5 protein-coding genes are annotated in these 3,850 nt (G+C 34.5%); all 5 read right to left on the bottom strand.

The window, feature by feature from the left end:
• Window positions 1-46: 46 nt before the first annotated feature.
• The 5 genes from mreD to rsgA all read right to left on the bottom strand — a co-directional run bounded on the left by mreD (window position 47) and on the right by rsgA (window position 3,715).
• Window positions 47-553, bottom strand: coding sequence for a rod shape-determining protein MreD (mreD, locus tag TS1_RS12005; protein ID WP_068710711.1), 507 nt, complete (start codon window positions 551-553; stop codon window positions 47-49).
• 2 nt (window positions 554-555) lie between these two features.
• Window positions 556-1,413, bottom strand: coding sequence for a rod shape-determining protein MreC (mreC, locus tag TS1_RS12000; RefSeq protein WP_068710710.1), 858 nt, complete (start codon window positions 1,411-1,413; stop codon window positions 556-558).
• Between the two features lie 124 nt (window positions 1,414-1,537).
• Entirely contained in the window at window positions 1,538-2,176 is a 639-nt protein-coding gene (locus TS1_RS11995) for a thiamine diphosphokinase (RefSeq protein WP_068710709.1), read from the bottom strand.
• A complete protein-coding gene (gene rpe / locus TS1_RS11990; protein WP_068710708.1) occupies window positions 2,173-2,826 on the bottom strand; it encodes a ribulose-phosphate 3-epimerase in 654 nt (217 codons plus the stop codon). Before rpe ends, TS1_RS11995 begins: the two co-directional genes overlap by 4 nt.
• A 10-nt stretch (window positions 2,827-2,836) precedes the next feature.
• Window positions 2,837-3,715: a ribosome small subunit-dependent GTPase A gene (gene rsgA / locus TS1_RS11985; RefSeq protein ID WP_068710707.1), complete on the bottom strand. Its 879-nt coding sequence runs from the start codon at window positions 3,713-3,715 to the stop codon at window positions 2,837-2,839.
• Window positions 3,716-3,850 lie beyond the last annotated feature (135 nt).

The raw sequence follows: 3,850 nt of genomic DNA, 5'->3' as shown, positions 1-3,850 counted from the left end.
GATATATTTTTAAACTTTTACTGTTGTAATTGTAATAAAAAAGGTATTACTCCCAGCGGAATAATACCTTGACGATGTAATAAATAATGAAAAAGAATAAAATATTAATTAATAAAGTTGGTCCTAAAAAGTTAGTAGCAAAGAAAATTGGGTTAATCGAAGACAATTTAAAAATAACTTGGATGCCAGCTGCTGCTAACTCGTACCCTGTCACTAATATAATCCAACCAAAAAACATGGTAAATATATTCTGGTAAAGAAGATCATATAATAAATACATCCCCCAAACAGCTAAAGGTAAACTCACAGCATAGATTCCTAATACTCCTACATAATATAAATCAAATATCCCACCTAAAATAATAGCTGTTGTAATCATATAGCGTTTAGAAAATTTCGGAACACAAAACATTAATATTAATAAGAGTAGGTGTGTCTTCCAAATGTTTGCTTCATTACTCCACGATAAAAACGTACGAGTTAAATGGCTATCTAATAACATAATCAAAAAGAAAATTGGTGCTGCTACATATTGTTTTTTTACTTTACTCATAACTAGTCCTCACCTACTGTACGCTCAATGATTGTAACAACAGACACATCATTAACATCTGCTGCAGGTTGGACATAAACTTTACGGTCTAAACCAAAATCATCAGGTTCAGCCTCAATGACTTTACCTACATTCAAATCAGATGGCGAGTTTCCACCAAGTCCAGACGTTTGTACCGTGTCGTCTTTTTTTATGTCTTTTTCGCCAGTTAATTCTTCAACGATTAGTGCTTGATTACGTCGGTCGTAACCTTTTAATAGGCCAAAAGCGTCGCCTTTTTCAGTTGTTATACGCACAGGGAAATGATTGCTCGTCTGATTATCAGACGTTAATAATTCTACCTTTGAGGAATGTGCGCTAACTTCAAGAACTCGGCCGATTAATCCATTTTTAGCCATAACAGCCATATTATCGCTTATTCCTTCTTTTGAACCTTGATCAACAACGATGATATCTTGCCAAGAATCTGGTGAGCGTGAAATAACGTTAGCTGCTTTTTTTTCATAGTTGGTCAATGTTTCGTTTAAATCTAATTCTTCTTTTAAATTCGATATTTCTCTTTTTTGACTTTCATTTTGTTGAACAACTTCGTCGTAATTATCAATCTTACCTTTCAAACGTTCGTTTTCTTGATAGGTAACAAATAGGTCTTGAATAGAGCCAACTCCATTTTCAAACCAACGTACTGGTGTATACAATGCTTTGTCTACTGTAGCAACAGTATCGTTGACAACCACTTGCACAAAAGAAGTTTTCTGTTCAACAGCACGCCTAGCCATAGTAATACTTAAAACAGTAACAATAATAATGACAATAATTAAGGTAATAATAATATTTTTATTCGGATTAAATTTTTTCACAAGTGCACCCCAATTGATTCAAACTCAATGGTTAAATTGTACCATTAAATGGCTTTAAACAAAAGATAACTAGCCACTCTTAACTTTTTTTAAACTATTTTCATAAAAAATAACAGTTCTTTGCTTAACTGTCTTTACTTTGGATAACTGCGAGTACTCCTTTTGAAAATGAAACTTCAGCATGTTGGCCGATAAACTCGTTGCTTGCATAGGATGTTGGATATAAAATCTCTTGGTTATCTAAAGTATATTTACTTTTAGAAAGAGTTAAATTAGATACTGGGGTCAGGCAACAATAAGCTAAATATTGCTTATCGCTTTCTTTTGTAATTATATGTTCTCCGGGAAGTAAAAAAGAGATCGTATTTTGATCGTCTCGTATACAAATACTTTGACTATGTTTACAAAAGCGTGGTTCTAAAACCATCCAAAGATTAGCTAAAAAGTGGTCTATTCTACCACCAGTGGAACCAACCACTGTAATATCTGCATCCGGATACTCTTTTAAAATTAGGTCTAAAGCTAGTTGCGTATCTGTATCATCTTTAACTGCAGGAGAAGATACAACTTTGTTAGCTGAGCTAAAGATATTTTCTCGCTCTTGAGCGTTCAAAGAATCAAAATCGCCAATAGCAATATCTAACGGAAAACCCTTCTGTTGTAAAAAAAGGCCGCCGCGATCGATACCAACATATACTTCATATTGCCTAATTAAATTTGGCCATTTAGAAATTGGTCCTCCCGCTGCTAACAAAACATTCATCCTTCGACCGCTTCTTTCAAAAGTTGAATTTTTTCCTTAGGTTGCTCAGCGCCATAAATATAGCTTCCAGCAACAAAAACATTAGCCCCTGCTTCTTTACAACGCTTAGCTGTTTCAGGAACAATTCCTCCATCAACTTCTATATCATAATTATAGCCATGTTCATCTTTTAGCTTTGCCAATTGTTGAATTTTACTTAATGTTTCTTCAATAAAGAATTGACCACCAAAGCCTGGATTAACTGTCATCACAAGTACTTGATCAACCATAGACAAAACATGACGAATAGACTCAACAGGCGTGCCCGGGTTAATCACCACTTCTGCTTGGACATTTTTATTTTTAATCATCTGTAGTGCTCGGTGAATATGAGCTGTTGCTTCAACATGCACTCCAATGATATCTGCTCCGGCCTCAGCAAAAGCATCAATATAGCTTTCTGGGTTGTCAATCATTAAGTGTGTGTCTAAAGGCAATTTAGTTACAGGGCGAATGGCTTTGATCACATCAGGTCCAAAGGTAATATTAGGTACAAAATGTCCGTCCATTACATCCACATGAATATAATCCACACCACTTTTTTCTACTAATTCTATATCCCGTTGCAAGTTCGCAAAATCTGCACTTAAAATAGATGGTGAAATTTTCATTATTAAATCCCTACCTTTTCTTTTTATACTTAGGCTTTCTTTTTTTTATTTCTTCCAAAAATCGAGTGTAATTATCATATCTACTTTGCGCAATGTCTCCTGTTGCTACTTGTCTTTTTACCTCACAATCGGGTTCGTCTAAATGAAGACACTCGCGAAAACGACAATATTTTGAAGCTTGAACGAATTCGGGAAATTGTTTTGACAGTTCTCTTTTTGTAATCTCAGAGAAATTAATCGCACTAAAACCCGGCGTATCAGCCACTAAACCATTCTCAACTGTAAGCAATTCAACATGCCTTGTTGTATGGCGCCCACGCCCTAAAGCATCAGATATTTCTGCTGTCTCCAGTTCCAATTGTGGCATTAAGCGATTAAGCAAAGTTGACTTTCCTGCTCCAGATTGTCCAGTAAAAACAGTTAAACCTTTAGACAATAAACCTTGTAGATCTATCATTACATTTTCATCAGTTGAAATAATCACTGTATAGCCAATATTTTTATAGGTTGTAACAATTTCATTAATCAGTGAGGATTCTTTTAACAAATCAGCTTTACTTAAATAAATGATAGGCTCTATGTTTTCATATTCAATACTTACCAAAAAACGATCAAGTAAAAAATAAGAAAATTCCGGTTCCGTCAAACTTACCACAATGATCCCTTGATCGACATTTGCAACCGGTGGACGTAATAATTTATTTTTTCGCGGCAACACTTCAAGTAAGTAACCTTCTTTTAGGTTTTCGCTCTCAAAGATGACATAGTCCCCTACAAGCGGAGTAATGTTTCGATTACGAAAGTTCCCTCGAGCTCTGGTTTGGTAAATTTTACCTTCTGAATATATATAATAAAATCCACTTAGCGCTTTTTGGATCTGTCCTTTCAAAAATCCTCCTCCTTTGACGTTTTACCTATATTGTATCATATTCATCATTTATATATTTTCCAATTCATTAAAAAAGACACCAGAAGAAAAGAAATTTCTTTACCTCTGGTGTCTTTTTTAAAACTTTAATTTAAA

The organism is Tetragenococcus solitarius NBRC 100494 (assembly GCF_001544195.1).
Lineage (GTDB): Bacteria > Bacillota > Bacilli > Lactobacillales > Enterococcaceae > Tetragenococcus > Tetragenococcus solitarius.
Note: the sequence above shows the minus strand (reverse complement) of the source record. Positions and strands in the feature narration are given on the sequence as shown.

Bases quoted from the DNA above. Each gene is read 5' to 3' on its own strand.
- mreD (WP_068710711.1), bottom strand. From the start codon at position 553: ATGAGTAAAGTAAAAAAACAATATGTAGCAGCACCAATTTTCTTTTTG.
- rpe (WP_068710708.1), bottom strand. From the start codon at position 2,826: ATGAAAATTTCACCATCTATTTTAAGTGCAGATTTTGCGAACTTGCAA.
- TS1_RS11995 (WP_068710709.1), bottom strand. From the start codon at position 2,176: ATGAATGTTTTGTTAGCAGCGGGAGGACCAATTTCTAAATGGCCAAAT.